The organism is Corynebacterium sputi DSM 45148 (genome assembly GCF_000427865.1).
Taxonomy (GTDB): Bacteria; Actinomycetota; Actinomycetes; order Mycobacteriales; family Mycobacteriaceae; genus Corynebacterium; species Corynebacterium sputi.
Genome location: NZ_ATYV01000002.1, coordinates 181,642 through 206,791, shown reverse-complemented (window position 1 = coordinate 206,791; position 25,150 = coordinate 181,642). Strand labels below are relative to the sequence as shown.

General features: G+C 61.4%; 23 protein-coding genes. 12 read left to right on the top strand and 11 right to left on the bottom strand.

Translation table 11 applies throughout. From position 1 onward, the window contains the following. Window positions 1–1,248: a sensor histidine kinase gene (locus YWU_RS0102040; RefSeq protein WP_156892674.1), complete on the bottom strand. Its 1,248-nt coding sequence runs from the start codon at window positions 1,246–1,248 to the stop codon at window positions 1–3. Between the two features lie 108 nt (window positions 1,249–1,356). Between YWU_RS0102040 and YWU_RS0102035 the strand changes: the two genes are divergently transcribed. Both YWU_RS0102035 and YWU_RS0102030 read left to right on the top strand, forming a co-directional pair. Beyond that, entirely contained in the window at window positions 1,357–2,340 is a 984-nt protein-coding gene (locus tag YWU_RS0102035; RefSeq protein ID WP_027019157.1) for an FtsX-like permease family protein, read from the top strand. A gap of 21 nt (window positions 2,341–2,361) precedes the next feature. Beyond that, complete coding sequence (locus YWU_RS0102030; protein WP_034646674.1) at window positions 2,362–3,084, top strand: ABC transporter ATP-binding protein; 723 nt, start codon at window positions 2,362–2,364, stop codon at window positions 3,082–3,084. Here the strand turns inward: YWU_RS0102030 and YWU_RS0102025 are convergent. Then, complete coding sequence (locus YWU_RS0102025; RefSeq protein ID WP_034646755.1) at window positions 3,081–4,088, bottom strand: LLM class flavin-dependent oxidoreductase; 1,008 nt, start codon at window positions 4,086–4,088, stop codon at window positions 3,081–3,083. The genes YWU_RS0102030 and YWU_RS0102025 overlap by 4 nt on opposite strands. Window positions 4,089–4,150: 62 nt before the next feature. On the opposite strand from YWU_RS0102025, the gene YWU_RS0102020 reads away from it, so the two are divergent. The 4 genes from YWU_RS0102020 (at window position 4,151) to YWU_RS18885 (ending at window position 7,613) form a co-directional block, all read left to right on the top strand. Further along, the gene (locus YWU_RS0102020; RefSeq protein ID WP_027019154.1) at window positions 4,151–5,326 is read left to right on the top strand and encodes a methyltransferase; all 1,176 of its coding nucleotides are present in this window, start codon (window positions 4,151–4,153) and stop codon (window positions 5,324–5,326) included. Window positions 5,327–5,543: 217 nt separating this feature from the next. Further along, a complete protein-coding gene (locus tag YWU_RS0102015; RefSeq protein WP_027019153.1) occupies window positions 5,544–5,882 on the top strand; it encodes a PadR family transcriptional regulator in 339 nt (112 codons plus the stop codon). Then, window positions 5,879–6,892 carry a permease prefix domain 1-containing protein gene (locus YWU_RS0102010; RefSeq protein ID WP_051259903.1) on the top strand — a complete coding sequence of 338 codons (1,014 nt, stop codon included), beginning with the start codon at window positions 5,879–5,881 and terminating at the stop codon, window positions 6,890–6,892. The genes YWU_RS0102015 and YWU_RS0102010 overlap by 4 nt, the downstream gene beginning before the upstream one ends. A 175-nt stretch (window positions 6,893–7,067) precedes the next feature. Next, window positions 7,068–7,613 carry a rhodanese-like domain-containing protein gene (locus YWU_RS18885; RefSeq protein WP_084141544.1) on the top strand — a complete coding sequence of 182 codons (546 nt, stop codon included), beginning with the start codon at window positions 7,068–7,070 and terminating at the stop codon, window positions 7,611–7,613. On the opposite strand, the gene YWU_RS18075 is transcribed toward YWU_RS18885, so the two are convergent. The 3 genes from YWU_RS18075 to YWU_RS0101995 form a co-directional block, all read right to left on the bottom strand. Continuing rightward, a complete protein-coding gene (locus YWU_RS18075) occupies window positions 7,497–8,105 on the bottom strand; it encodes a hypothetical protein (RefSeq protein WP_027019151.1) in 609 nt (202 codons plus the stop codon). The two genes, YWU_RS18885 and YWU_RS18075, sit on opposite strands and share 117 nt — an antisense overlap. Next, window positions 8,095–9,924: a DEAD/DEAH box helicase gene (locus tag YWU_RS14630; RefSeq protein WP_051259902.1), complete on the bottom strand. Its 1,830-nt coding sequence runs from the start codon at window positions 9,922–9,924 to the stop codon at window positions 8,095–8,097. Before YWU_RS14630 ends, YWU_RS18075 begins: the two co-directional genes overlap by 11 nt. A gap of 142 nt (window positions 9,925–10,066) precedes the next feature. Then, the gene (locus tag YWU_RS0101995; protein ID WP_027019150.1) at window positions 10,067–10,720 is read right to left on the bottom strand and encodes an SDR family oxidoreductase; all 654 of its coding nucleotides are present in this window, start codon (window positions 10,718–10,720) and stop codon (window positions 10,067–10,069) included. Between the two features lie 158 nt (window positions 10,721–10,878). Here YWU_RS0101995 and YWU_RS0101990 point away from each other — a divergent pair, with 158 nt between their 5' ends. Beyond that, complete coding sequence (locus YWU_RS0101990) at window positions 10,879–11,622, top strand: ABC transporter permease (RefSeq protein ID WP_027019149.1); 744 nt, start codon at window positions 10,879–10,881, stop codon at window positions 11,620–11,622. Window positions 11,623–11,626: 4 nt separating this feature from the next. Here the strand turns inward: YWU_RS0101990 and YWU_RS18515 are convergent, their stop codons facing one another. Beyond that, the gene (locus tag YWU_RS18515; RefSeq protein ID WP_051259901.1) at window positions 11,627–12,553 is read right to left on the bottom strand and encodes an LppP/LprE family lipoprotein; all 927 of its coding nucleotides are present in this window, start codon (window positions 12,551–12,553) and stop codon (window positions 11,627–11,629) included. A 147-nt stretch (window positions 12,554–12,700) separates the two neighbouring features. On the opposite strand from YWU_RS18515, the gene YWU_RS14620 reads away from it, so the two are divergent. From YWU_RS14620 to YWU_RS0101970, 3 genes are all read left to right on the top strand, one after another. Beyond that, complete coding sequence (locus YWU_RS14620; RefSeq protein ID WP_240484028.1) at window positions 12,701–14,668, top strand: BCCT family transporter; 1,968 nt, start codon at window positions 12,701–12,703, stop codon at window positions 14,666–14,668. After that, window positions 14,665–15,456 (top strand): alpha/beta fold hydrolase, encoded by a 792-nt coding sequence (locus YWU_RS0101975; RefSeq protein WP_156892673.1) that lies wholly within the window; start codon window positions 14,665–14,667, stop codon window positions 15,454–15,456. Before YWU_RS14620 ends, YWU_RS0101975 begins: the two co-directional genes overlap by 4 nt. A gap of 70 nt (window positions 15,457–15,526) precedes the next feature. After that, window positions 15,527–16,204, top strand: a complete 678-nt coding sequence (locus tag YWU_RS0101970; RefSeq protein ID WP_027019147.1) for a DUF1707 SHOCT-like domain-containing protein — start codon at window positions 15,527–15,529, stop codon at window positions 16,202–16,204. Between the two features lie 24 nt (window positions 16,205–16,228). On the opposite strand, the gene cydC is transcribed toward YWU_RS0101970, so the two are convergent. The 5 genes from cydC to YWU_RS14610 form a co-directional block, all read right to left on the bottom strand. Continuing rightward, complete coding sequence (gene cydC / locus YWU_RS0101965; RefSeq protein WP_034646748.1) at window positions 16,229–17,821, bottom strand: thiol reductant ABC exporter subunit CydC; 1,593 nt, start codon at window positions 17,819–17,821, stop codon at window positions 16,229–16,231. 58 nt (window positions 17,822–17,879) lie between these two features. After that, window positions 17,880–19,493 (bottom strand): ABC transporter ATP-binding protein/permease, encoded by a 1,614-nt coding sequence (locus YWU_RS0101960; RefSeq protein ID WP_084141537.1) that lies wholly within the window; start codon window positions 19,491–19,493, stop codon window positions 17,880–17,882. Next, window positions 19,493–20,509, bottom strand: a complete 1,017-nt coding sequence (cydB, locus tag YWU_RS0101955) for a cytochrome d ubiquinol oxidase subunit II (RefSeq protein ID WP_027019144.1) — start codon at window positions 20,507–20,509, stop codon at window positions 19,493–19,495. Before cydB ends, YWU_RS0101960 begins: the two co-directional genes overlap by 1 nt. A gap of 13 nt (window positions 20,510–20,522) precedes the next feature. After that, entirely contained in the window at window positions 20,523–22,127 is a 1,605-nt protein-coding gene (locus YWU_RS14615) for a cytochrome ubiquinol oxidase subunit I (protein ID WP_051259900.1), read from the bottom strand. Between the two features lie 371 nt (window positions 22,128–22,498). Then, complete coding sequence (locus YWU_RS14610; RefSeq protein ID WP_034646671.1) at window positions 22,499–23,119, bottom strand: TetR/AcrR family transcriptional regulator; 621 nt, start codon at window positions 23,117–23,119, stop codon at window positions 22,499–22,501. Between the two features lie 67 nt (window positions 23,120–23,186). Here YWU_RS14610 and YWU_RS0101940 point away from each other — a divergent pair, with 67 nt between their 5' ends. Together YWU_RS0101940 and YWU_RS17335 are read left to right on the top strand one after the other, a co-directional pair. Next, a complete protein-coding gene (locus YWU_RS0101940; RefSeq protein ID WP_027019143.1) occupies window positions 23,187–24,458 on the top strand; it encodes an NADH:flavin oxidoreductase/NADH oxidase family protein in 1,272 nt (423 codons plus the stop codon). Continuing rightward, window positions 24,455–25,150: a class I SAM-dependent methyltransferase gene (locus YWU_RS17335; RefSeq protein WP_051259899.1), complete on the top strand. Its 696-nt coding sequence runs from the start codon at window positions 24,455–24,457 to the stop codon at window positions 25,148–25,150. Before YWU_RS0101940 ends, YWU_RS17335 begins: the two co-directional genes overlap by 4 nt.

Genomic DNA, 25,150 nt, shown 5'->3' with positions numbered 1-25,150 from the left:
TCAGGCTCCCTCGGGGATGGTCAGTGTGATGCGGCAGCCACGGCCGGGTGATGAGTCAATTGTGAGGTTCCCGCCTGCGTCAGAGGCGCGGCGGTGGGCGATGGCCAGTCCCATGGAGTCTTCGTCAGCTTCCGCGGTGGGGTCGAAGCCGATGCCGTTGTCCTCGACGATGAGGCGGGTCGAATCAGCGGCATATTCCAAGGAGACGGCACACTGGTCGGCCTCAGAGTGTTTGACCGCATTTGCGACCACCGACTGCGCGACTCGGATGATGGCCTCTTCAGCATTGCCAGAGAGGGGCTGTGGGTCGCCGGTGACGCTGAATTCGACTGGATCAGCAAGCGCGGCGGTGGCGCACACTCTTGCTAGCGCCACCGGCAGGGCACTGTCGGCCAGTGGTGCTGGCTGGAGTTGGCGCAGGATGCGTCGGGTTTCGGCGAGGTTCTCGCCGGCGGTATCGCGGGCGAGGCGGATCCGCTCCAGTGCTGCTTCGATGTCTTCGGGGGAGGGCGCAGCCGAGGCGCTCGGATCCTCAACGGGGCCTTCCAACTTTCGTTCGGCAGCATGAAGAAGCAGTTGTACTGAGGACAGTCCTTGGGCGACGGTGTCGTGGATGTCAGCGGCGAGGCGAGCGCGCTCGTCGTTTTCACCTGCGCGTCGGGAGATCTCAGCGATGTCAGCCTTGGCTGCAGTCAGTTCGCGGATCGCTTGGGCGCGGGCATGGGATTCGACCAGCAGTAGATGGACACCGAATCCCGTCACCATCGCCACGACGCCGCCGATGATCGGCCCGAGCACCCCGCCAGTGGTCCAACCGTGGTGGACCGCAATGGCAATAACGGCGACGGCAGTCATAGCAATCACGGCGAGGAACCCGGTCCGCCCGGAGGCCACATGCATCGCAAGGAAAAACAGCGGGAATGACAGATATGCAGCATCAGGGGCAGCGAAAGCCAGTGCCGACCACAAGACGATGATCAGCAGCAGCCACAGATTGATCCAGATCTGAGTGCGGCGATCGGTCGACTGAGACGGCAGCGTCGGACCAGCGCTCAGTAGCGCACGACGTCCCACGAGTGTTCCGGCAAGGTACACCGCTGCGAAGGTGGAGCCGAGTAGTACAGACCAGAATGTCGGGGTTCGCCACAGCGCGAATACCAGCATGGCCAGCACAAATAGGTCCAGAACTCGCCAGATCCGCCGAGTGAGGGCATGGGATCCTGGATCCATCAGGGAGAGACTGCGCATGGCACCATCGTATTCGGCAGCGCCAGCGGGGGAATCAACCGAAAGTTTGATCCGAATCCAATCCTGCGGCTGATGTGCGTGCGCTCGCAGGCGAGAAGGCTGAAAGCCATGTACCACGGACTCAAGGAACTACGAGCGGCCCCAGGGCGGACCGCACTGATCACAGTGACTATCGGCTTGATCACCGTCATGGTCGCGTTTCTCTCGGCGCTGATGGCGGGACTGTCGCATCAGTCGGTCTCGGGGTTGGACCATGTCCTGCAGGAAAACGACGACCCGGCGATCGTCCTCTCTGATTCAGGCACCGGCACGCTGTCAGCATCCCAACTGGAGTTGGCTCAGGTAAGTGAGCTGGACGGCGAAGAGCTATACGTCGGTCGCGTCCGCGTGGCGGACACCCCAGCGGTCACGCTGGCATCTGCAGAAGTGGCGCCGGGAGAAGTGGCGTTGCCACCCGCACTGCTTCCCGACGTCTCCGACTCCACAATCACCCTCGGACCCCTCGACCTCACCGTGACTGGGGAGGGGGAGGACCTCTGGCTAGATCATCAGCCGGTGCTGTTGGTGTCGCCGTCGGATGCAGAAGAGATCTCGGGAAGTGTCGTTAATGCGGTGCTCGTCGATGCTGGCTCGGCGGATCTGGCGGCTGAGGTTTCCGGCACGACAGTGCTGACGGGGCAGGACCGGTTTAATGCCTCGGCGTCCTACCAGGGTGAGCAGACCTCACTTGGTGCGATGACGACGCTGCTCTACCTCATTTCCGCGCTGGTTGTCGGTGCGTTCTTCGCGGTGTGGACGGTGCAGCGGACCCGCTCGGTGGCAATTTCCACTGCGCTGGGAGCAAGCCGGAGCACCCTCATCGCCGATGCCCTGAGCCAAGCAGTGGTTGTTCTCGTGGCAGGTATCGCCGGCGGCCTCGCGCTGGTCGTCACGGCCGGAGCCTTCCTGCCGGAGAGCATGCCCGCAGTATTTGATCTATCCACGACCCTGTGGCCCGGGCTATTGCTCGGCTTGTGCGGTCTAGTCGGCGCGGCAGTGTCATTGCGCCCAGTTCTCACCGCCGACCCTCGCACTGCCTTGGCCAACGCCTAATCACACGAAATGGAGTACACCATGACATCCACGCAGACCTCCACCGCCGTCACCAACGGAATCACGATGAAGGGAATCACCTTCGACGTCCGCGATGGCGATCAGAAGCGGCGCTTGCTCGATGACGTCAACCTCACCATCGGCTCGGGCGAATTGGTGTCGGTGATGGGGCCTTCTGGTTCTGGCAAGTCCACGCTTCTTGCGATCGCCGGCTGCCTCCAGGCGCCGACCAGCGGAGAAGTTCTCCTCGGCGAAGAAGCCATCGACGCTGCAGCCTTGTCACGTAAAGACGCCACAACAATGCGGCGGAACCACATCGGTCTGGTTTTCCAGCAGCCCAACCTGCACCAGGCATTGACTGTCCGACAACAACTGATCGCAATGACGCGGTTGGGGATGGTGGGGTGGGTGAGCAAGGAACGTCGGGAAGCAGATTCGGCGCGAGCCGATCGGCTGCTTGAAGCAGTGGGCGTGGCAGAACTCGCGGACCGCTACCCAGCGGAGATCTCCGGCGGGCAACAGGCGCGAGTGAACCTGGCTCGGGCGCTGATGAACTCACCGGCGGTATTGCTGGCGGATGAGCCCACCGCAGCACTCGACACCGAAACCGCCGCCGACATCACTGCATTGATCGCCGATGTCACCCACCGGGAGGGAACGGCCACCATGTACGTCACCCACGACCAGTCCCAGGCTGAACGAGCCGACCGCATCGTGCGACTTGTCGACGGCCGATTGGCCTAAGCGGTGGCCGGAGTCGGTGCGAGCAACTCCAAGGTCCGGTGCCGAACCGCCTCATCAGGGGCCTGAGCAACGAGCATCAGCTCATCTGCCTGCACGTCCTGCGCGAAGGAGTTCAGCCACTGAGCAGCATCTTCGCGGGTGCCCGCCACGGCGACGGAGAACATATCCAGGATCTGCTGACCGGCCGGGTGGTCGCGGAGCATCTCCACCTCATCGGCAGCCAGGTCCCGACCCTTGCCCAGGAACTGCTTGATCAGGGCGTTCTCCGCCTTGTGCTTCTGGTCGCGGGCGAGCTCCGGATCGTCATGAACGAAGACGTTTGCTGCTGCCATGAAGTGAGGCTTCGCATCCGGGCCCAGGAGCGAGTCTTCAGCATTGAAGTTCTCGCGGTAGGCCTTCGCTGCCTGCGAGAGCATCTGCGGTGCGAAGTGCGAGGCGAACGCGTACGGCAGTCCGAGCTGGGCTGCGAGAGTTGCACCAAACATCGACGATCCGAGAATCCACAGCGGAACATTCGATTCGTGGCCCGGGTAGGCGTACACGCCCGGAATCGAGGTATTGCCGGTCAAGTATCCATTGAGCTCCAGCACGTCTGAAGGGAACCGCTCTGCCTCCGCACCAGTGCGACGAAGTGCCCGCATGGTGTTCTGGTCAGTGCCAGGAGCGCGACCGAGTCCCAGGTCAATGCGGCCCGGGTAGAGCGTCTCCAGGGTGCCGAACTGTTCGGCGATCACCAGAGGGGAGTGGTTCGGCAACATCACGCCACCGGCGCCGACTCGAATCCGCTCAGTATTGGATGCGATGTACTGGATCAGCAGGGATGTCGCTGATGACAGCACCTCGCGCATATTGTGGTGCTCCGCGTACCAGAGCCGGGTGTATCCGTTCTTGTCCGCCGTCTGCGCCAGGCGACGTGAGCGCTCGAACCCCTCCCGCAGATCCTCGTGCTTCGAGCTACGCACCAGGTCGAGAACTGACAGGGGCACAGAAATAGTGGTATCCATACCGGAGGCAACCACTGCCGCGAAGCATTAATTCCACTCCTGAAGATCCCGAGGTAGGCCCGGTGCACGACACTCCCCAGTTAGTCCGCTGGAAGGAACGCGGCACCGTTCGGACCGCCAGGTGGCACTCCGAAAGCGGATTCCCGCCGCCGCGCCGGGTAGTGGTAGCGGGGCATATTGCGCCTGCAAAAGCCCTCGAGATGCTTCACGACGCCCACTCCATTCTCCTCCGCTCCGACTTCCCGCGCTCTCAGCGACTTATTCGAGCCGTGGACAAAGAGATCCAGGCCAAGCAGGAGGCTAGGGGCACCGATCAGAGTGACTACGCAGCGGTCCGCGCCGACCGTGCCGAGCGTGCAGCATGGCTGAGCCGGATTGTTGTGGAACTTGGCGCAGGCTATGATTTGCAGCTCCGGGGCGCTCCAGAGGATGTAGCTGCTGCCTGTGAGATGGCCTACGGGCCGTGGCCGCAACAATCCGACGACGGTTCAGGCGAGTCGCTTTTCGTCTCCTTCAATGAGCTAACTGGTGTCATCAGTGCTTATGAATGGCACCGCAAGGGCGTGTTTGTGCAGGCTCTAGGGACGAAGATCTACCCACGTTACGGAGTATTTTCTCCGACCCGTAGCGAGTACGTCGACTTGGTTGCCGACACCCTGACCACTGCCACTGACGTTCCTTCCGGCAAGGTGTGGGATATCGGCACGGGAACTGGAGTTCTCGCCGCTCTGCTCGGCCGTGACGATCGATTCACTGGTGTCACTGCCACCGACCTGAACCCACGTGCAGTGGCCTGCGCAGAGGACAACATTGAGCGATTGGGCCTGGCCGATCGCGTGGACGTTGTCGAAGCCGATCTTTTTCCCTCCGATTCCGATCGTGCTGACCTGATTGTGTTCAACCCACCGTGGCTCCCGGGGACCCCGTCGTCTCAATTGGAAACGGGTATTTACGACCCAGGCTCTTCAGTCCTCCATCGCTTCATAAACGAGGTCGGCGCTCACCTCACCGCCGGTGGGGAAGCATGGCTGATCATTTCTGATTTGGCCGAGATTCTTGAGCTTCGCGCCGAAGGCGATATCGAGGCCCGAGTCGAGGCCGATGGTTTGCAGATCATCGCCATCGAGACCACCCGACCAACGCATCCCCGTGTGGAAAAGGGCGATGGTGGAATCCCCGAGGCCCGCCGCAGTGAAGTCACCAAACTCTTCCGTCTACGCAGGTGCTCCGAAGCGTAGCCACGCCCGAGCCGCTATCTGCCCGTTCAGAGAACGCGGCTGTCTCGCAGGTGCCTGCCAGGGCTTATACAGGCTTATGCACTTGAGCGTGCCCGACCCTCATCAAGATGTCAGCGAAGCGAGCTTGGGCGTTTCATCATTCCCGTCAGCGAACTTTCGTAGGGTAACTATATTGTGCCCTTGCGTTTAGTGTGTGGCGCACACTATCGTGATGAGTATGGCAAGCAAGGAGTTCCAGAACCATCTGCAGGAGATCCGTCGAGGCACGATCGTGCTGGCGTGCCTGGAACTGCTCAGGGAACCGGGCTACGGCTACGGGTTGCTGGAGGATCTCGAATCTCTTGGGTTCGCCGCCGACGGCAACACGTTGTACCCGTTGTTGAGGCGCCTGGAGAAACAGGGCTTTTTGTCCAGCGAATGGAACACCGACGAATCCCGGCCCAGGAAGTTCTACCGAACCTCGCCTGAGGGTGTCCGTTTGTCGGAGACTCTCTCAACTGAATGGCGCGCGCTCAATGAAGCGATCGTCTCGCTCACGGAAGGGGAGCAGTCATGAACGCCACCGACAACAACTCAACCTTCGGCACATCGCCGTATCTCGGTGATCTGACGGATCGGTATATCTTTGCCGTCGTCAAAAGCCTGGATCCGTCTCAGCAGGGTGATGTTCGTGATGAACTTCAAGGAAGCATCGAAGACGCGGTCGCGGCGAAAGTCGATCAGGGCCAGGATCCGGAGACTGCAGAGCGCGACGTTCTCACCGGTCTCGGCGACCCCGGGGTGTTGTCGGCGCAGTTCGCCGAGCGCCCGCTCTATCTCATCGGCCCGAAGTACTTCCTGACCTGGTGGCGGCTGCTCAAGACACTGCTCGTCGTCGTTGTCCCCATCGTGATGGTGGCAACAGCGGCCGGAAGCATCATCACCGGTGAGGGAATCGGCTCTGTCATTGAAAACGTCATCGGCGCAGCGTTCACTGTCGCTGCGCACATCGGCTTTTGGACGACGTTGGTGTTCTTCATCATGGAACGCACGGGCACCGAAACGGGAGTGGAATGGACAATCGATGACCTGCCAGAGGTGGACTCAGGCAATGGCTCCGGGGCTGGCGAGTTGATCGCCTCTTGGGTATTCCTGACGATCATCCTTGGGCTGGTGCTGTGGGACCGTTTCCGCGGATACCCCACCTGGACCTCCGATAGCGAGATGGTGTCGGTCCTCAACCCTGCGCTGTGGCCGTGGCAGATCTTGGTACTCTTCGCAATACTCCTCGCCGAGTTCATCTTCGCTTTTGTTCTCTTTCGCAGCAACGGCTGGAATCGGACACTGGCGATCGCCAACACCATGCTCAATATCGCTCTCGCGGTCTGGGCATTGACGCTTCTCATCGGCAATGAGCTTTTTAACCCTGAGTTCGTGGAGATGGGAACCGTACTCACCGATCCTTCCACCGATGCCATGCGAGTCACTGGCGTGATCATCGGAGTCAGCGTTTTCGTGGTCTGCCTGTGGGACACCATCGACGGTTGGCGAAAAACGATCAATCCGCGCAGCCGGGCGAGGTGCTAGCCCAAAAGCATTGACAAGCACTGCTTTACGACGTCGAGGTGCCCAACCGGACACCTCGATTTGTCGTGAATGACGGTGGTTCCAGTCCGGATCGGTTTTCGCCGTTGCCCGCAGAATGCGCGCCTCGAATGGGCAGATTCACGTGTAACCTGCGAAAAAGAGGATTGGAGGCGCCATGCCCCGAAGTCCCGGAGAGCCATTGTCGCGGCCGTCAGCTGAATTGGTAGCAGCCGCAAATGATGTCGTTCCACCGACTCCCGTCGATACAGCCCAGGAGTTGTTTAACTGCGGCTTCATTCACTTCATCGACATTCGCGAGCCCGGCGAGTGGAAGAAACTCGGCATTATCCCTGGGGCATACCGCGCGCCACGGGGTATGCTTGAATTCTGGATAGACCCAGACAGCCCTTATTACCGTCCCGAACTCGACGACGGTCGGACTCTCATGCTGTACTGCGGCTCGGCGTGGCGATCTGCGCTGGCAGCGAAGTCCCTACACGAGATGGGTATCGAGAACGTCCGACACATCGAGGGCGGTTTCACCGCCTGGAAAAATGCCGGCGGCCCCATCGAAGAGCTTTCGAAGCAGTTGCCGCGACTCCGATCAGTTCTCGATGAACGGCTGGTCGTAGAACGTCTCGGTATTGATGTCTTCGAGGGAGATCAAGTCGGTGCGGGTCAGTTTGTTTACTGCTGCGCTTCGACCTTTCGGGGTACGTAGTAGCACTGCGAGAACCGGCTCCTCATCGACCTTCTGAGCAATTGAGTAGGCCAAGGCCAGAACGACATGACGCGGTGGGACGCCGTCGGGGACGGATCCAGTGGGGGAGTCGTCCTCGTAGGCCTTCTCCCATTGGGCATTGATAGTTGAAATATCGGGCGCGATGGAGATGCCCGCATGGTTCAACTGGTCAGCGACGTAGTTCGGCAGGTCCGTGGGATCAGCTTCGTCGACAGCGCTAATGATGCGGTTGACCTTGGTCATCTCTGAGGCGCTCCACGGCGGGACCTCCAGGGTCACTGTCTTCTCCTGGCCGTAATCGCCTACGTAAGCGGTGACAGTGTTCCGCGAGATGGTGACATTTCGGACTGCCCGGCGGACCAGCGATCGGGCCTTCGGGATGTCACGGTCGGGGCCACCCTTGGTGAGGATGGGTTCGACCTGTCGCAACCAGGCGCGTCCCCACACGGTGTTGCCGAATTCAGTTGCCATCGCCGGTTCCTTCCGATTCGCGAGCGGTCGAGAGCTGCAGCACGCTGCGCAGGGCCTCGTCGTCGAGTTCAAGCAGTTCGGCGTCGCCGCCGTCAAAGGCTGCCTCGGCCAGGCCGCGTTTGCGGTCCTGCATGGAGGCGATGTGGTCTTCGACGGTGCCGGCTGAGCGCAGCGTGTAAATCGTGACCGGCTGTTCCTGGCCGATTCGGTGCGCACGGTCGGAGGCCTGGTCTTCCACGGCCGGGTTCCACCAGCGGTCGTAGTGCACCACCGTCGTGGCGCGGGTGAGATTCAAGCCGAAACCTGCCGCACGCAGGGACAACACGAGGATATTGGAGCCTTGTCCGCTCTGGAAGGTCTCGACGATCTCCTCACGTTGGTCAGTATTGAGGCCTCCATGCAGGAACGGCACGTCCATGCCATGGCGGCTGGAGAGATCCTCCGCGAGAAGCTGTCCCATCGCGGTGAACTGGGTGAAGATCAGCACTCCGGTGTCAGCGGCGACGGCTTCATCCAACATGTCGTGCAGTCGGTCGAACTTGCCAGAGCGATCCTGCAGTGGGGAGGTCTCGTGCAGCGCCTGCGCTGGGTGGTTACAGATCTGCTTGAGTTTCGTCAGCAGCGACAACACATTTGCCCGGCGGGAGATGCCCATGCCGAGTCCGCCTTCGAAAGCGTTGACCAGCGCAGAGTTGTACAGACGACGTTGCTCGTCGGTTATCGAGCAAGGAATGTCCACGACCTGGCGCGGCGGCAGATCCGGGGCGACCTCGGCCTTGGTGCGGCGAAGCATCAGTTCGCTGGAGTGCGCAGCAAGTCGGTCTGCCGCGGGCGCTGAGTTTCGCTGCTGGATCGGGAAGACGTAGCGCTCCTTGAAGCGCCGACGGGTGCCGAGGAATCCAGGTCGAACTAAGTCCGCCAGTGCCCATAGGTCGTTGAGTTCGTTCTCAACCGGGGTACCGGTGATGGCCAGTCGGAAGTCCGCGGGCAGGGTCGCAGCAGTGCGATAGGCCAAGGTGCGCGGATTCTTGATCTGCTGTGCCTCGTCGAAGGCGACCACGCCCCAATTGACGTCGGCGAACCGCTCGGGATTGCGGCGCAGGCGCGCGTAGGTGGCGATCGTGACAGAGCCGCGCTTCGGCTTTTTGCGGCGAGCGCCGCCACGGGGGCCAGTGCGGCTGCTGCCGGTTTCAGTGATGACTTCCAGGTTCGGCGAATGCCGACGGATCTCGTTCTCCCAATTCCGGCTGACGGAGGTGGGACAGACCACCAAATGCGGTCGCTTGTCCTTCAGTTCCATCAGTCCAATGGTCTGGAGGGTCTTACCCAAACCCATGTCATCGGCGAGTACTGCTCCGTCATCGCGGTCCTGCAGCCAGCGCACACCGGCGAGCTGGTAGTCGCGAAGTCGCGTTTGAAGACCCAGGTCCGGAAGCTGCTTCGCCAAGGCGAGTACATCGCGTACGTGGGCGGTGGTGGCATCGGCGGTGTAAATGTGTTCGCCGTCCAGTGCCAACCCGCAGTGAGCGGATACCGGGAATACCGGCTGGCCGCCCTGTGCCAGTTCCGTCCATGACTGCAACGACAATCCGTCACTGTCGTCGAAGGCGCGGTTCTCTAGCCAGTCCCATCCCTGGCGCAGGCCGATTTCCTGGCCGGGGACTTCCCACGGCCAGATTTCACCCTCATCGGGCAGCGCAAGAGTGACGGTCGCGTCGGCACCGTCTGGGGTTTCGATCTCCGGAGTCTCGAAATCCTGTGTCCAGAGGAACCAACTCGCACGTCGTGGGATGTACGTCAGTTCGGTCGGGTTCGTCATTCACTCTTCGTTCGCAGATCACGTTTCACCGGCGTATCCGGTCAAGGTTCCCTTTATACTCCAGGTCCGACGCTGGGTGCACGTGCCCTGCGGCGTCGCCGCAGTTCAGAGTTGCTTTACGACGTCTCCGGCCGTCCTCTTCCTAACCCCTATACGTCTGGATCGCGTCGGCGATTCGGGTGTCTCCCTCTCCGAGTGGCAGGCGCTGGCCGATGGTGTTGTTAGCGCCGATAACGGTGGCAACAACGGCGGCTACGTCACCGCGCGGGATCCGTCCGTCGCCGGGGGCCGTGATGCTGATCAGCCCAGTCGGCTCGTCCAGTGTCAGCGGACCGGGCGCGAGGATTGTCCAGTCTAGATCGGTGTTGCGCAGGTGCTCATCCGCAGCGGTCTTGGCTCGGGAGTAGGAGTAGAGCCAGTTGTCCTCCGGCACATCCGGGATCACACCGGAGCCGAGGTAGGACACCATGATGAAGCGCTTGGCTCCTGCTGCGGCGGCAGCGTCCATGGTCCGGATCGCGGCGTCGCGATCGATGGCGTATGTCTTTTCAGCGCTTTCTGCGCCGGCGCCGGCGGACCAGACGACGGTGTCGGAGCCGTCGAGAAGCGCAGTGATCTCTTCGGTGCTGAGGTGCTCAACGTCGGCGACCTCAGCGGTGGCGCCGAATGACTGCACATCTTCGGCGCGGTCCGGGTTGCGGATGACTCCGCGGACCTGATGGCCCGAGTCAGTGAGGATGGGTAGCAGACGCTGGGCGACCTTGCCGTTGGCTCCGATGACGATTACTCGCGACATGATTCTCCTTGTGTGTGATGGTGCTGGGCTGATTGTGTGCTCTGGGATTGTGGCCGCCAACCTAGCAGCGAGCAGGCGTACTGTCAGTAGGGAATTCCCTGGGCCCGGTCGGCGTTCGGGTGACGGAACAGTGCATGTGAACAGGGGGAAATAACAGAATGCTGGAACAGTACGATGTGGTGCCCACGCTCATCACCGTCGTTGTGCTGCTGTCAGTCGCCACCGTGGTGTTGTCGCTTGCTGGAGTGCGTCACCGGCTCGCGGTGGTTCTCGCCGTGGTCCGCGGGACATTGCAGTTGGCCGCGATCAGTGTGCTGCTGACCGGAGTGATCAGCGATCCGTTCTGGGTGGCCGTGGCGCTGTCGGTGATGTTCACCGTCGCGGCAGTCACCAGTACCCGTAGATTGCACTGGAGTTGGGCCAAGTTTGGTGTTGTCGCCGGTTCCATGGCGGCCGGGGTATCGGTGGTGATGGTGACTGTGTTTGCCACTGGCGCTCTGGAGTTCTCCCCGAGGTATGTATTGGCGCTTGGCGGGATCATCATCGGCGGCTCAATGGCAGTGGCTACTCTGGCTGGTCGGCGCCTGGGGCAAGCGACAACAGACCGATGGGATGAGGTCGAGGGGTGGTTGGCTCTTGGTGCCACGAACCGCCAGGCCACCGTCGACATTGCGAAATTCTCTATCTGGGAATCACTTATCCCGTCCACCGATCAGACCAAGACCACCGGACTTGTCACATTGCCGGGTGCCTTTGTCGGAGCGATCTTCGGCGGCGTCGCCCCAGTGGAGGCGGGTCTGTTCCAAATGGTGGTGCTGTCCGGCATCGTCGCAGCCGGGTCGGTCACCGCGTCGATGATGGTCTACGTGTTGGCGCCGAAACTCGAGCGTATCGACGCCTAATTCATCACCTCACCAGACTGGTGAGACCACGCTTCTCGATCTCAACTTTCGCGTTGTTTCCGCCTCTGCACGTCGACAATGAAGCGTCGGAACCGATGGTGCATTCCATGGAGTAGGTGTCACCGGTCTCTGGACTCGTTGCAGAGACCGTTGCCTTGTACCCCATGCCGATATCCGAGTAGATCGGCTGGAGTGCCTCTTGCGCTACCGCCATCGCGAAGCCGCAGGAGGTGCTGTCGCCTGCGGTAACCGTCGCGCCGTCGTACTGACCACAATTCCCGCCGACCTGGCTGGGGTTATTTGCCGTGGCAGGTGCACCAGAGCCTCCGGAGGTCGCTCCGGAGTCGTCGGAGCCGTCATTCATCAGCACACGCTGCGCGCCATCGTCCCAGCGGAACTCATCGGCCCGGTCCTCTCGTGGCTGGTTGACCCGGATGGTGGAGTCATTGACGCGTCCAACAGTCGACATCCCATTGAGGGGATCACTGGTGGCAGTGCCGAGATACTCGCCCATGTGGAACAGCATCAACTGCTCGGCCGAACGGGAACTAGCTCCGGACTGGGTGAGCTGGATCCACGACAGCGGTTGGCACGGGTCATACGTGGAGGTATCTGATGCTTGCCACGGGAATCCGCCCGGCACACGGTCGAGCCACCTGTCGACAGCCTGGTCGCCGGTGAGGTCCCCGCATTCGGCGGAGTTCCCGTCGCGACTGGAGGCGCCGGGGCCGAGTGAAGGGTTAGGGCCATTGGTCTCGGTCGACTGTGCCTCCGACTCGGTCTGCTGGGATCCAGCGTCATTCCGGTCTCCGCCGATGCCCAAAGCACTGCAGCCCATCAAGGCGAGGGACGAGGCAGTCATCATCGCCGCGAGTGTCATCCGCTTGCGAGGTCGGTGGCTGCCCTGGGCGGTGGTGTGTGGTGTCGTCATCGCGCCTTTTACTCCTCCATTGATTCTGAATTAATCTTAACGGGTTATTGATCGTGACTAGACGCCGGTGCGCCTGTCTCTATGTTGTTACGGTGGAACGAACCGCAAAACGCTGTGCGCTGGAGCAATCGACGGAAAGTGGATCAGGTGGCATCTCAGGAAGACTCAGACCGACTCGGCCAGGACCGGCCTGAACCGGTACGACATGCACTGCGGAAGGCCGCCGACGTACCTCTTTCGCCACCACATCCAGGACTTGTTCCAGGTATCGGTGTCGAGCGCACCAAGGTGACGTTTCCGACAAACGTCGCGGTATTTGTCGGTGCAGTTGCGGTGGTCATCGCGATCGCCGCGTGGGCATTCGTGGCACCGGAGAACCTCTCCTTGGTCGGCAGTAACTCGTTGGCGTGGGTGACAAGCAACTTCGGGTGGCTGTTCGGGGCGCTCGCGATCGCCATTGCACTGTTCATGCTCGCGGTGGGTTTTGGCCGCACCGGTGGCATTCGATTGGGTGCGGATGATGAAGAACCGGAGTACTCCACCGCGTCGTGGATCTCGATGTTATTTGCCGCAGGCCTAGGCATCGGGTTGCTGTTCTACGGCCCGCTGGAACCATTGACGTACTTCCAAGCTCCGTCCCCAAGTCAGTCGGTTGAAGGCGGAACGGTCGAGGCGGCGCTTCCAGCACTAGCCCAGACCTACCTGCACTGGGGCCCGATCGCTTGGTCGTTTTACGCTTTAGTCGGTGGTGCGATCGCTTATAGCTCTTACCGACGCGGGCGGCCGCCGTTGATCTCCGCGCTGTTCGAACCGGTGTTTCCTGGCTCGTCGAACCGGATCCTCGGGCGGTTCATCGACTTCTTCGCGATCCTGGTGACTCTGTTCGGTACCGCGGTATCTCTAGGTATCGGTGCACTGCAGATCCGAAGCGGAGTGTCGGTGATCTCCGGGTGGTCACCGGAAGGCAACATGTTCCTCATCGGGGTGATTGCGCTGTTGACGGCGCTGTTTATCGCCTCTGCTGTCTCAGGAATCAAGCGCGGAATTCGACTGCTGTCCAACACCAATATGCTGCTGACCGGATTGCTGGGCCTTTTCACCCTCGTTGTCGGTCCCACGGTGTTCATCCTGAATTTCCTGCCGACCTCGCTCGTCGAGTTTTTCCGGCAGATTCCCGCCATGATGACCCTCAACGCCAATGACGGGCCAGAGGCCGTGGAGTTCCTCGGCACCTGGACCACGTACTACTGGGCATGGTGGGTGTCGTGGACACCGTTTGTCGGCATGTTCATCGCGAAGATCTCCCGCGGACGTACGTTGCGGGAATTCGTCACCACGATCGTGTTGGTACCCACGGCCATCGTCATCGGTTGGTTCACTGTCTATGGCAGCACCGCCATGTGGATGACGATGAATGGCAATGATCTTCAGCCCGGCGGCACCAGCGAAGAGGTTTTCTTCCGCCTACTGCAGAATCTGCCGCTGGGGATGGTCACCTCTGCGATCGCTCTGATTGCCGTCGTCATCTTCTTTGTCACCGCTGCGGACTCCGCGTCGATTGTGATGGCCTCGATGTCTCAGGGTGGCCGACCCGAACCGGCCAAATGGGTCACTGTCATTTGGGGTTTGCTGCTCGGGCTCATCGCGGTGTCGCTACTGCTGATTGGGGGCGAGACGGCGTTGTCCGGTCTTCAATCGATCATGGTCGTCAGTGCGCTGCCGTTCGCCTTCATCGTCATTGGAGTGATGGTGTGTTGGGCGAAGGATCTTCATACCGACCCGTACATCATTCGTAGCCGCTATGCCCGGGCGGCGATTGCACAGGGTGTGCGTCGAGGTATTGACGAATACGGCGATGACTTCGTCTTCGGCGCCAGCGAAGTGGCCGCAGATGAAGGTGCAGGCGCAGGCTTCGATAGTGAGGACCCGACCCTCACCGACTGGTATGTCGATGCCACCGAAACTGTCAGCGCCAAGGACATTGCCAGGACCCTTGACCCCGGTCGAATCCAAAAGCGGGCAGCGAATCCACAGTCACGGGCGGCCTCGGGAGATGCCTCTTTGACGGTAGGGGAGAAGGACAACCCGCCCGCGGATTTAGAGGACGAACGGTGAGTCCCGAACAACCTGGGTTGGAGACAAACGGAACCGTCGTTTCCCTCGATGGCACGCCGATCGCGTGGAGCCGCATTGGTAGTGGGCCTGACCTGGTGATGGTGCACTGTGTGGGCGTCTCGCGAGCCACGACTCCGCAGCCCACCTTGGCGAACACGCTTGCTGAGCACTTCACAGTCTGGAGTTATGACCGCAGAGGCAAGGGCACGAGTGGAAATGCCGACACCTACGCCGTTGAACGGGAGGTGGAGGACCTCGGCGCGATCATCGACATGGTCGGTGGCCCGGTGACGGTCTATGGATTTTCCTCCGGCGCCACATTGAGCTTGATCGCCGGCGAGGCAGGTGCCGCGATCGATCGGTTGGTTCTGGTGGAGCCACCGCTGTCAACAGACTCAGGGGCCGACCGCGAGTTTCATACGGAAGGGGAGAGAAGACTGCGGCAAGGACCTGAAGAACTCCTCCGATGGTTCCAGTCAGAAGTCGTAGGAATCCCCAAGGAGATCCTCGCCGACATGCCGCCGCCGTCCGAGCAGTCGCTGAGAGATGCTCCAAGCATTCTTCACGAACTGACGTTCCTGCCGGGCACTCCTGCCGAGCGCTTCAGCGCCATACCGCAGCCGACCTTGTTGATTGCGTCTGATGCTTCCGCAGGGGATATGGGCGCCTGGGGTCGACAACTTGCATCCGCGATGATCGATGCACGTTTTATGGTGCTTCCCGGACAATGGCACGAAGTCGACGACGAAACTCTGACCACTGTGATCAGGGACTTTGCAGGCGACTGACATTCACGTGAGTGGGTTGGGGTGTTGTTGGCAGGGACGTCGGGAAGCAGGGTCGTTCTATTGTGGATCTATGACCGAACCCACCGGCCGCCGCGCGACTGACGCCGAGCGCCGCCGAACCGTAGATCTGCTGACCGAGGCTCTCTCAGAGGGCCAGATCACCATGTCCGAGTTCGATGAGCGCTCGGCGAAGGCCTTCGCCGCGATGCGTCAGAAGGAATTGATCTCTTTGTTGGAGGACCTCCGCGATGATCCGGCGGCGGACATCTTGGGTCAGCGGCAGGTGCCGCTTCCTGTCCAGAGAGCTAATTCGCTTCCCGACGCCAACCCCACCATCCGCGATCTCGTCACCGCAGCACAACGCCAAGTCACCGGTGAGCCAGGCACGTCTCGGTGGTCCGTGGCGATCATGGGAGGGGTGAACCGGAAGCACTGGGTGGTGCCCGGGCAACACACCTCCATCGCCGTTATGGGCGGAAATGAGATTGACCTTCGGGACGCCAGGTTCGAGACCGGTGATATCACCATCGATGCGTACACCCTGATGGGAGGAATCCAGATCATCGTCCCAGAGGGAGTCCGGGTTGAGTGCAATGGTCTGGGCCTTATGGGTGGCTATGCGGTCAATGTCGATAAGTCCGCATCAGTCTCACCAACAGATCTGCCTCCCGACGCTCCGGTCGTGCGGGTGCGCGGCGTTGCACTTATGGGCGGAGTCGAGGTCCGAGTGAAACCCCGACGGGGCTAAACACTCGAACCGGTCACCCGGTAGTTAGGTGCGCGGGTGCCGGACCATCACGATGGACCGCTGCGCCAGCGCGCCGGGCAATGGCGGTGGGGGACCGCTGAATCCCAGGAGTTCGGAGATGTCTGAGTCTCCTTCTGCGTCGAGATGCTCGGTCGGCTCATCCAACAGCAAGATGGGTGCGTCGCTGAGCAGCGCTCGGGCCAGGATGAGCCGGCGGCGTTGACCTCCCGACAGGCTGTTGTCGCCTGAGGTGAGGATGGTGGAGAGGCCGTCGGGAAGCGAATCAGTCCAGCCGGTAAGACCGACCGCATCGAGTACGTCGTGGATCTGCTCGTCGGTAGCGCGGGGAGCCCCGACCGCGAGGTTGTCTCGTACCGTCGTGGCGAAGATGTGGGAGTCCTCGGCGACGAACAGCACGGTGCCTCGCAGGACCGAAGGTGGCAGTTCATCGGTGGGAGTGTTGTCCAGAAGTACCTCACCAGAGCGTGCTGGAAGCAGGCCCGCGAGAGTCAGTAAAAGTGTCGTTTTGCCACTGCCGGAGGGCGCGACCACGAGTTCGCGGGACCCAAAGGGAAGATCGAGATCCCAACTCTGCAGGTCGCTGTCCCGACCGACGACCAGATTGTGGGCAGCCAGATATGGTGCAGGACTGAGCGGTTCGGGGTCGCGGCCGTCATCGGTGAGGGAAGCGCTAGACAGCGCGGTGAGGCGCCTGGCAGCACCAGCGGCTCGGGTGACGGCGACGGCTGCAGCCGGAAGAGCAGCGACGGCCTCAAACGCAGCGAGCGATAACAACGCCAGGGCGCCCAACCACTGGGGAGAGCGGTCACCGGTGAGATATCCGATGGAGGCGACCATAACCACCGCGATGACGGTGAAGGCATGGGACCACACGCCGATAGCGGCGCCAGTGGCGTCGGCGGAAGCGCCGGCCTCGTCGGCACTGCTCAACCTCCGGGAGGAGGAGTCGGCTAAATCCAGTGCCTGCGGCAGGTGACCGGACACTCGCAGTGCGGGCGCGTTCGCCAGTACGTGGTCGACGTTTGTGGTCAGCGACTCCAGGGCGCCGGCGCGGCGAGCCTCAGTGACACGGGTGGAACGGGCAACCGCCGCCGGCGCGGCGATACCAGCAACCAGCAACCCGACGGACAGAGCAACCGCAGCCCACGGCGACAACAACGCAGCGAATCCAACGGCGGATGCGGACACCACCAGCGCGGCGGCGCCGGGAACTACGGCGCGAACGACAACATCCGAGACTGCGTCCACATCCGAGCCGAAGCGCGTTAGCAGCGCACCCCGGGACATCCGAACGACCACCGTTGGATCGCACGTTGCCAGAATCCGATAGGCGTTGACGCGGACATTCTCCGCGCACCGTAATGCGACGTCATGAGAGGCGAGCCGGTCCAGATACCTAAAGAGCGCACGTGAAATACCAAGGGCACGCACCGCCGTGACTGCGACGGTGAGATCGAGCACCGGTGGCATTTGCCACGCTTTTGTGATCAACCAGGCAGACACGACAGTCAGGGTCAACGCGGCGATCAAGGTAATGCACGCGGCGGCGACTGGACGAATGAGATCCCGCCACCGCAGGCCCACGATAGGACGCACCTGCGATAGCGCCCGCAGGTGGGATCGCAGTCCCTGCGAACTGGAGACATCGCTATAGTCAGCCATGGTGCACCTCGATGGTGATGTCGGCTTCAGCGAGAACCGCGGGATCATGGCTGGCGAGAAGGACCGTCGCACCTGCTGCGGCGCGCTTTCTCAGTGCGGCGAGCATGATCACTGCGTTTTCCTCGTCCAGGTGCGCTGTCGGCTCGTCCAGAACCAGCAGGTCCCGTTTGTCGTCGAGTGAGGCGTAGACCGCGGCGCGTTGTCGCTCGCCTAAGGACAGTGCGCTGGTGTCACCGACATTGCCGGTTCCAGCGGTAACTTCCTCTGGGAGCAAGGGGCGCTGTGGAACGTACGAGGTGCGCTGCCACAGTTCATCGCCGTGCAGCGCGCCAGCGGAACTGAGAACTGACACCCCACCGAATGAATCCTCGCTGTCTGCATCCGGATCGATGATCCCCAGCAGAGCCAATAATGCAGTGGATTTTCCTGCGCCATTGGGGCCGTGCAACACGGTGATTGTCCCTGGCTGAGCGGTACCGCTGAGGTCGCAGGGACTCAGCCCATCACGCGCGGCCACCGACAACCGGTTGAAGTGGACCGACAGTCCGTGAGCCGGGGGTGGGAGCTCACGTGCCGACTGCATGGGAGAGGTGGATGAGGTGGTGGGGCACGGGGCGTCGAGAAGCGAAAGTACGTCATCCGCAGCGACGAGTCCGTCCTGCGCATCGTGGAAGCGGGTGCCGACGTTGCGCACCGGGTTGTACACCTCTGGGACGATGATGAGCACCGTCAACCCAACCGCCAAGGTAATTGAGCCGCCGAGTAGTCGGAAGCCGATTCCCACGGCGATGAGTGCGACCGAGAGCGTTGCCAGGAACTCAAGTACAAAACTGGAGAGGAACGCGATCCGCAGTACCGACATTGTTGAGGTGCGGTGTTCGGCGGAGAGCCTGCGCACCTCCTCGGCGGGGGAGCGCTGTCGGCCGAATGCCCGCAGCGTGGGCAGGCCTGCGGCGAGATCCAGAAGTTGGTCAGACAAGACCGCCAGGCCGCGCAGGCGACGCTCAGTACGCCCTGCTGTCAGCGTGCCGACGAGCCACATAAACAGCGGAATCAGTGGGAGCGTGACCAGTGCGATCACTGCCGAGCCAGGATCGAGGAAAAACACCACCGCCAGAACTGCTGGTGTCGCAATCAAGGTTGAGGTCAACGCCGGAATGAAGCCGGTCAGGTACGGGGTCAGCCCGTCCAGACCCTCGCCGAGAGTGATCCGCCACCTAGCCCGATCAACGACACGGGGATCGAGCACGGCAAGCCGCGCCAGCGCCCGGGACCGGAGATCGTCGATGACCCCGGCGGCTGCCCCGCGACCGAACCTGCGCTCTGCCCACACAAGCGATCCCCACACGATGGAGACCACCACCAGAGAAATCAGATGCGGGTACCAGGGAGACAGAACCGAACCGGACGCTATGGGCGCCTCTGGATCCTCGATCACGCCTGCGACGACCTGTCCGACCAACACCCCGAACAGCACGACCGCGATAGTCTGCGCCGCCGACAACAACCCAGAGGTCAGCAACCACCGGCGCACCGGTGCCGACAGTGTCAACAGACGTGGGTCGACGGGGCCGACACGGGGCGGGGAGGGTTCGGTCTCGTCCATCAGTAGCCGGAGCCTTGCGTCACCGGGTCAGCGAGGATTCGCTTACGGAAGACCCAGTAGGTCCATCCTTGGTACAGGATCACCACCGGCGTGATGGCGAGGGCGGCCCACGTGAGAATCGTCAGAGTGTATTCGCTGGAGGTGGCATCCCAGATGGTGATTCCGGTGCCCCCGTCGAGCGTGCTAGGAACCACCCAGGGGAACATCGAACCGAACACCAGGGCCGTCACTGAGAGAACTGCCACTGCAGTGAAGGTAAACGCCCAGCCGTCCCGGCCGAGGTAAGCACACCAGGCGCCGACGATGACGCCGAGGAGAACTAGCGCCACCAGCGCCCAGGTCCACGAGGTGCCGTACTGGAGTTGGGTCCACAGAACGAACGTGGTTCCGAATAGGACGGTGGCGATGGTAGCCGGGGTGAGCGCACGGGCAACATCGTCACGCAGGACCCCAGCGGTCTTCAACCGCAGGAAGGTAGCACCGTGCAGAACGAAGAGCGCGGTTAGAGCCGCTCCGGCGAGCAATGCGTACGGGTTGAGGAGTGACCACAAGGTCACCTGCGAGGTAGAGATTCGCTCCCCGACATCCACCGGGATTCCCCGGACCAGGTTGGCCACTGCGATTCCCCACATCAGAGGCGGCACCCAGGACCCGAAAATAATGCCCCGGTCGCACCAACGGTGCCACTTCGGAGAATCGTTCTTTCCGCGCCATTCCAAGCCAACGATCCTGACAATGAGGGCAATCAAGATGATGAACAACGGCAGATAGAACGAGGAAAACATCGTCGCGTACCAGAGAGGGAAGGCGGCAAAGAGAGCGCCACCGGCGGTGATCAGCCAGACTTCGTTGCCGTCCCACACTGGTCCGATGGTGCGGATCATGGCGCTGCGACGTTTTTCATCACGGCCGATGAACGGCAGCAGGATTCCGACGCCAAAGTCGAATCCTTCCAACAGGAAGTATCCGGCGAACAGCACCGCGATGATGATGAACCACAGGACAGGAAGATCGATACCGAACATGGTGTCATTCACCTCGGGTTTCGTGGTTCGAGTTGTCACGGAAAGTACTGGAGCCGTCTGCGGTTTCTGAGCGCAGCGCGAACTTGACCGGAGCGGCCGGTCCAGGTGCGGAATCATCTGCTGAACCGCGGCCGAGGGCGGCAGGCAGCAGGGGAGCGTCGTCAGCAGGAGGTCCTGCAAGGACGACATTCCGGATCAGGCGGAACCACACCACCGCTAGTATCGCGTACAGAATCGTGAATCCGATCAAGGTCGTCCACACCATCCATGGCTCATGGTCGGATACACCCATGTCGACGGTCATTCTGATTAGCTCTGTGCGCGGATCACCGATGGATTCCGGATTGGGGTGGATAACCCAGGGCTGGCGGCCCATCTCGGTGAAGATCCAACCGGCGGAATTCGCCAGGAAGGGGAAGGGGATCGCTGCGATGCAACCAAGTGCGAAGATCGATGCCCACCGCTGGGACGGAAGGCGTCCGCCCCTGGTGAACAACCAGCTGAAGAAGAGAATCGCGAGGGATCCGAGCATCAGGCCGATCATCGCACGGAACGACCAATAGGTCACGAACAGGTTCGGCGCATAGTTGCCGGGCCCGAAGAGACCCTCGTAGTAGTTCTGTAGGTCCACCACACCACGAAGGGTGACTCCTTGGAACCGGCCTTCAGCGAGGAAGGGGAGAATCCACGGCAGCTCGATCAGGTGGATTACTGAGTCACAGTTGTTGTGGGTACCGATGGTGAGAACGGAGAACATCGGGTCTGTTTCGGTGTGGCATAGCGATTCTGCCGACGCCATCTTCATCGGCTGCTGGACAAACATGAGTTTCGCCTGGATGTCACCGGTGATCATCACTCCGACAGCGGCAACCAGCGTTGTCCACCAACCAAGTCGGTGCGCCGGACGGTGCATGTCGTGGGGTTCGGTGGTTGGGGCTACCTCGGTGCCGGACTCCTTTGCCACCTTTGCCCGTGTCCGGGCGTCCTTGACAATCCACCATCCAGTCACTCCCAGCACGAAGGTGCCTGCTGTGAGCAAGGAGCCTGCGACTGCGTGTGAGTAGGCAGCCAGTGCGGTGGGGTTGGTTAGCAGCGCCCAGATATCGACAAGTTCAGCGCGTCCGGTCTCGGGATTGAACTCCGCACCAACTGGATGCTGCATGAAGGAGTTCGCGACGATGATGAAGTAGGCCGAGAAATTCACGGCCACCGCGATGATCCACATCGATGCCGCGTGCAACCACCCGGGGATACGACCCCAGCCGAAAATCCACAGTCCGAGGAACACGGATTCAAGGAAGAAGGCGACAAGCCCTTCCAGCGCGAGCGGTCCACCGAAGACATCACCGACCATGCGGGAGTACTCCGACCAGTTCATGCCGAACTGGAATTCTTGGACGATGCCGGTGGCTACGCCCATGGCGAAGTTGATCAGCAGAACTGTGCCGAAGAACCTGGTGGCCCGGTACCAATGGTCTTTTTTGGTGACCAGCCAGAATGTCTGCATCAGTGCCACCATTGGTGCAAGACCGATGGTCAGGGGCACGAAAATGAAGTGATAGACCGTCGTGATGCCGAACTGCCAGCGTGAAACATCAACGATATCCATGAAACGCCTTTCCCGGGACGCGGCGATCTAGCAGAGCGCTCGGCCCGAACTATGACGAAGAGAGGAGGCTGTGGGGACTGGCGGGACCGGGATCCACGCAATGTGGTTCCGGTGCCGTTCTCGGTCCGCGGGTTCCGGGGTGCGGCGGTGCGGATCGATCAGGGTAGGTAGGCGAAGGGCTGTTTAATAACTAGATAGTCGAATGAACGGCATCTAAAGTTCCGCTTTTGTCGAAGGCTCAGTCGGCGGTCAGGGCCGACGCTGAAGCGGCGCAGGTAGGCAGTGTTAACCCATTCGAAACGGTGGTGAACCTCACATGCGCAGGGACGATGCTCTAAACCGGCTTCGGGAAGGTCGGTCCGTTCGCCGTGTCACAGTTTTGTGCCGCGGGCGCTGAGGCCTCCGGCGGCCGACAAGATGGCGGAGAAGGTCTCGTGGACCTGAGCGGCAATCTCCTCCGGAGAGGTGCCGGTGAGCTTCCCATCCAGGTGGAGGAATGCGAGCCCATGAGTGAGTGACCACAGCGCTGTGGCGAGAGCATTGTGATCGGAATCTGGAAACGCCCCGTGCAGCGGCGCAGACAATGTCCCCTTCAGGTCGTGGGCGGCGCGAATCCGGTCGTCGTCGACGGTCTCGCACTGGTAACCGAACATCAGACGAAACAGGGCAGGGCGCTCCAGTGCGAAGAGGATGTATGTGCTGGCGAAAGTGAGTAGGTCGGCTATCGCATCCTGTGAAGAGATTGTCGCGGTGCCAGTACGAGCATTGGTAAAGCGCTCTCGGAGGTCGTCGAATCCACGCACTGCGATGGCGGTCTCTAGTGCCTCCCGTCCCGTGAAGTGTCGATACGGGGCGGTCTGAGAGACCTCGGCGCGCCGGGCGACAGCTCGTAGGGAAAATGTGCCGCCTTCCTCCAGAAGTTCGGTGGCCGCGTCGAGGAGCGCCGTGCGCAAATCACCGTGGTGGTAGGTCTCTCGACTGGATGTTGACACTGAATACTTCCTTCATTATGGTCCGGATGTAGACAGTGTAAACATTGCTTTGAACTGGAGCAATACGATGCCGGACCCACTTTTCGAACCGATCACCCTGCCCGGCGGCGCTACCTTGCCGAACCGAATCGCGAAGGCGGCGATGGAAGAAGGCATGGCAGGAAAGGACCAGCTCCCGGATGTAGCGCTCTTCGGGCTCTACCGCACCTGGAGTGAGGGCGGGTCTGGCCTGCTGATCACCGGAAATGTGATGTTCCATGCTGAGGCGATGACCGGGCCTTCTGGCGTAGTGCTTGACGCTCATTCTCCGATCGCCCCTTTCCGAAAGTGGGCTGAATCTGCCAAAAGCGGTGGCTCAAAGGCCTGGATGCAGATCAACCATCCTGGCCGTCAGGTCAGCAAGAACATGCCTGGCGTCGCCTGGGCTCCATCTGCAATCAAGGTCGATGCTGGCAAGGCAAGCGCAATGATGGCTGATCCGGTAGAGCTGACCGCTGCTCAGATCGCAGAGACAGTCGAGCGTTTCGCGACCACTGCTGGCCGTGCAGAGGAGGCAGGTTCTGATGGGGTGGAGATTCACGCCGCCCACGGCTACCTCATTTCGCAGTTCCTATCGCCATTGTCGAATAGACGCTCCGATCAGTGGGGCGGTTCTTTGGAGAACCGCTCCCGATTGCTTCTCGACGTCGTCCGCGCCGTCAAGGACCGTGTCAGCACTGATTTTGCCGTTGCCGTCAAACTCAACTCGGCGGACTTCCAGCGTGGCGGATTCGATGAGGATGACGCCCGTGCGGTTATCAACATGCTCGCAGAGCTGAACGTCGACCTGGTGGAGCTCTCTGGTTGCAGTTACGAGAGCCCGGCTATGACGGGCAATGCACTCGAGTCCGCCGCGCAGGAGGGTGATTCCCGCACGGCTGCCCGGGAAGCGTACTTCCTAGAGTTGGCACGGGAGCTGGCAGATTCAAGTCCAGTCCCGCTGATGCTCACCGGCGGTATTGTGCGCCGCTCTGTTGCAGAAGAGGTTCTCTCCAGCGGAGTCGATGTAGTGGGCATGGGGACCGCGTTGGCCGTAGAGCCGGACCTGCCGAACAGATGGCGTAGCGCTACCGAGGCGGGCCGCTCCGCAAGCGTTGAGGTCGGCTCCGTCCGGATCAAGGACAAGGCGATTGCCTCTGCGGCTGCCATGTCCAGGGTTCGATACCAGTTGAAGCGACTCGGCAACGGAAAGCCCACGCGTCCTCGGATCTCCGCTGAATTGACTCTTGTCATGGAACAGTCGGCAAGCAAGGTCGCGACGAAGCGATACTCGGCGTGGCTGAAATCGCGTGCGTCATGAGCGACGGACACCAGCAAGGAACCCACGAGCCGTGGGAGTCGCTGCCTAAGGGATTTGCTGATCACCTCCACGGCGAAGCCGGCTGCAGCGGTTCGGTCACCGACCTGGCGATTGTCGAAGCGCGCTCGGTGCTGGACCACGAGCCGACAATCATCGTAGATCTAGGACCTGGAACCGGAGTCGGCTCAGTAGCGCTGGCTGAGGAATTCACCGACGCGCACGTGCATGGCATCGACATATCCACCGAACTTCTGCAGCGCTGCCTAGACACTGTTGGAGAGGCGGGCCTGAGGGACGACTTCTCTGTTCACGAAGCAAACTTGTCTGACTCTTGGTCGTTGTTGATACCTGGCCCCGCGGATTTGGTGTGGGCCGCGCTGTCTCTGCATCACGTGTCGGATCCGAGTGCTGCTTTGCGCGAAGCATTCACCGCACTTCGGCCAGGAGGCGTTCTCGTCTTGGTCGAGTTGCCGGCGAGCGCGCAATCCGGTGGCGCAGCCAAATCTCACGCAGATGCTCACCATCCGAGCCACCGCCACGGCGACTCTCACGGGCATCGGCACCCAGGGACTGAAGTGAATTGGCACGACCGTCTCGTAGAGGCAGGCTTCACGGTTCAGCGTCAAAGGTCTGCGGCTTTCGACATGCACGGGTCTCCGCAGCATCGCGAAATCTGGATCGCGACCCGCTGA

Excerpts from the sequence above, each read along its gene's own strand:
- YWU_RS18515 (WP_051259901.1), bottom strand. The coding sequence starts at position 12,553 with ATGACGACACCACACACCACCGCCCAGGGCAGCCACCGACCTCGCAAG.
- YWU_RS0102040 (WP_156892674.1), bottom strand. The coding sequence starts at position 1,248 with ATGCGCAGTCTCTCCCTGATGGATCCAGGATCCCATGCCCTCACTCGG.
- YWU_RS0102025 (WP_034646755.1), bottom strand. The coding sequence starts at position 4,088 with ATGGATACCACTATTTCTGTGCCCCTGTCAGTTCTCGACCTGGTGCGT.
- YWU_RS0101990 (WP_027019149.1), top strand. The coding sequence starts at position 10,879 with ATGCTGGAACAGTACGATGTGGTGCCCACGCTCATCACCGTCGTTGTG.
- YWU_RS0102015 (WP_027019153.1), top strand. The coding sequence starts at position 5,544 with ATGGCAAGCAAGGAGTTCCAGAACCATCTGCAGGAGATCCGTCGAGGC.
- YWU_RS18885 (WP_084141544.1), top strand. The coding sequence starts at position 7,068 with ATGCCCCGAAGTCCCGGAGAGCCATTGTCGCGGCCGTCAGCTGAATTG.
- YWU_RS0101960 (WP_084141537.1), bottom strand. The coding sequence starts at position 19,493 with ATGGACGAGACCGAACCCTCCCCGCCCCGTGTCGGCCCCGTCGACCCA.
- YWU_RS14630 (WP_051259902.1), bottom strand. The coding sequence starts at position 9,924 with ATGACGAACCCGACCGAACTGACGTACATCCCACGACGTGCGAGTTGG.
- YWU_RS14615 (WP_051259900.1), bottom strand. The coding sequence starts at position 22,127 with ATGGATATCGTTGATGTTTCACGCTGGCAGTTCGGCATCACGACGGTC.
- YWU_RS18075 (WP_027019151.1), bottom strand. The coding sequence starts at position 8,105 with ATGGCAACTGAATTCGGCAACACCGTGTGGGGACGCGCCTGGTTGCGA.
- YWU_RS0101940 (WP_027019143.1), top strand. The coding sequence starts at position 23,187 with ATGCCGGACCCACTTTTCGAACCGATCACCCTGCCCGGCGGCGCTACC.
- YWU_RS0101995 (WP_027019150.1), bottom strand. The coding sequence starts at position 10,720 with ATGTCGCGAGTAATCGTCATCGGAGCCAACGGCAAGGTCGCCCAGCGT.
- YWU_RS0101970 (WP_027019147.1), top strand. The coding sequence starts at position 15,527 with ATGACCGAACCCACCGGCCGCCGCGCGACTGACGCCGAGCGCCGCCGA.
- YWU_RS0102030 (WP_034646674.1), top strand. The coding sequence starts at position 2,362 with ATGACATCCACGCAGACCTCCACCGCCGTCACCAACGGAATCACGATG.
- YWU_RS17335 (WP_051259899.1), top strand. The coding sequence starts at position 24,455 with ATGAGCGACGGACACCAGCAAGGAACCCACGAGCCGTGGGAGTCGCTG.
- YWU_RS0102035 (WP_027019157.1), top strand. The coding sequence starts at position 1,357 with ATGTACCACGGACTCAAGGAACTACGAGCGGCCCCAGGGCGGACCGCA.
- YWU_RS0102010 (WP_051259903.1), top strand. The coding sequence starts at position 5,879 with ATGAACGCCACCGACAACAACTCAACCTTCGGCACATCGCCGTATCTC.